3 protein-coding genes and 1 tRNA gene are annotated in these 2151 nt (G+C 59.6%); 3 read left to right on the top strand and 1 reads right to left on the bottom strand.

Annotated elements, in window-relative coordinates; genetic code table 11:
- The first annotated feature begins 207 nt into the window (after nt 1-207).
- The 3 genes from EN745_RS33930 (at nt 208) to EN745_RS33940 (ending at nt 1677) form a co-directional block, all read left to right on the top strand.
- Nucleotides 208-283, top strand: a tRNA-Lys gene (locus EN745_RS33930).
- Nucleotides 284-407: 124 nt separating this feature from the next.
- Nucleotides 408-1022, top strand: coding sequence for a hypothetical protein (locus EN745_RS33935; RefSeq protein WP_127423250.1), 615 nt, complete (start codon nt 408-410; stop codon nt 1020-1022).
- Between the two features lie 43 nt (nt 1023-1065).
- A complete protein-coding gene (locus EN745_RS33940) occupies nt 1066-1677 on the top strand; it encodes a hypothetical protein (RefSeq protein WP_127423251.1) in 612 nt (203 codons plus the stop codon).
- 269 nt (nt 1678-1946) lie between these two features.
- Here EN745_RS33940 and EN745_RS33945 read toward each other — a convergent pair.
- The coding region (locus EN745_RS33945) for a nicotinate-nucleotide--dimethylbenzimidazole phosphoribosyltransferase (RefSeq protein WP_189363248.1) at nt 1947-2151 on the bottom strand (205 nt) is incomplete at its 5' end.

Raw genomic sequence — 2151 nt, forward strand, 5'->3', positions numbered from 1 at the left:
GCTTTTTGTATGATGGGTGCGGCTGCCCCATCCCGATAGAATCGGGACGGGGCTCCATTTTTTTGTTTGAGCATGATCTCTTCCGAAAACCGGATTCCACTTTTCGGGATCATGCTTTAGCGATTTCGGGAAATGATCCCGGCAGGGCTAGACATCCCGGGAATCGGCGGCTATATGCCCGCCAACGCTGGGTTTTACCGGCCGTGTGGGTGTGTAGCTCAGTTGGTAGAGCAGCTGACTCTTAATCAGCGGGTCCACAGTTCGATCCTGTGCACACCCACCAAAAAAACAAACGAAATCAAACCGCTGTAGAAGTCGTCGGCCAGTCGTGCCGAGAAGGGGATTCGTGGCACACACACAAGCGGGCAGCCGAACCTGCTGCTCGAACGCAATTCGAGGTGCCGATCATGCCCGAAGTAGCAGCCCCGTTTGAAGCTGAGATCGTCCGCGACCTCCCCGATGATCTGTTAGGTCTCATCGGACAAGTGGTGGTCGGTTACACGCGTGTCGAGCATGGCCTGCTGAGTCTGACCAGCCTGCTGCTGCAGCTGAACAAGGCTGAGAGCCGCATAGTCCTGCTGCGCCAAATGCCAGCCCACGAGCGCCTCGACATGGTGCTTGACCTATTCGCCATCAAAGGAATCGAGTTAAAGACCGACGCCGAGCGGCTCCGTGACGACCTGGCCAAGGCTACCAGCGGTCGCAACAACGTCGCTCACGGGATCTGGTTAAGGCATCCGGCGAGCGGGCAACTCTACCTCCGGCTGACGCGCAGCGATTGGCCCAAGGACATGACGCTCGGAAATAAGATCAAGCGCACCGTGTTTCCGCAGTCGATCGAGTACGGAGTCGACGATTGCAGGAAGACGCTGGCGCTGATCGACAGGGCGTTGGTCGGTGTCGATGCGCTGGGTGCGGAGATCGACTCGGCGCTCTCAGAGTACCCCGAGCGGTTTCGGCCGCCTGCACCTCTCGTGAGCCGGCTCGGCGTGCGAAAGAAGGTCTTGGGAGGAGACGCCTAAGCCTCTTCACAACGCGGGTCGATGCAAGCGCGAGGAGTTTGTCATGAGATTCGGCAGAGCTGACGAGTGGAAGTTTCGTTCGACCTTCGATCCGGAGCGCCATCAAGAGTTGATGGGGGAGGCACCTGACTTCAACGTCCTTGTTGATCGGATCTGTGCCGAGGCGATTAACTTCAATCCCCAAATAGAGCCCCCCAACCGCCCCGAACTGGAACGATGCCATCGCCTGCAGTGCTGGTTTGAAGTGGAAAGGGGCACGTTTGACGCGTTCTTCAACGGCCCGACCGGCCTTCGTGCCCAATATCTTATCCACTCTGAGCAGGGGCAGGCAGCAAATGGGTTCTCAATTGCGGCCCTACGGCATCGGCTGTTGCAATTGTGCGACGAGAACGAACTGAAATTTCCCGGTGACAAATGGCCTGTCGCCAACTCGATCGACGCGGCGTCGGCCAGAATTTGGCGCTACGAGCCCGGGCGTTCGAGTCCAACGCATGATCTCGACATCGACGGCTGGGACAGAATGGGCAAGGTAGCTCCGGCGGGCACATTCTTGGTTGTTAACGGTGGCTGGATCGACGACGACACCGGGCATGAAGTGGTGATACCGGATAAGATCCGGCGCCGCTTCGAGATCCACGATCATGGATATTCGTGATTGGCAAAGCCCTACCGCCCGTCCTTCGCCCTCACGTAGGGGTGCCGGCCTGACTGCCGGCGTGTAAGGTAAATCCGATCTACTGCCCCCGCACTTCGTGCACTTCAGCCGTGGCAAAAGGCTTGACAGCCAATTCTTCTTCTTGCGCCGCGCGGTTGCTGTTCCGATGCGCTCGTTTTCCTTGCCCGGGGCGTCTCCCGACAGTCGGCTGGATTGATGCCCCATGGAGGCGTGGCGATTCCACCTCCATGGCGCAAGGACATCGATATCTATTTGTCCGATACCCCCGCCTCTGCGAAGCTCGCCATACGGGCGTGGCATTCCAGCGCCGAGCGCACGATGTTGACGGCAAGGCAGGCGCCTGAGCCTTCGCCGAGCCGCATGCCGAGGTCGAGCAGCGGCGGCAGGCCGAGCGCTTCGAGCAGGCGGCGGTGGCCGGATTCGGCCGAGACATGGGCAGCGATGGTGTGGGCG

The organism is Mesorhizobium sp. M4A.F.Ca.ET.022.05.2.1, from assembly GCF_003998845.1.
Lineage (GTDB): Bacteria > Pseudomonadota > Alphaproteobacteria > Rhizobiales > Rhizobiaceae > Mesorhizobium.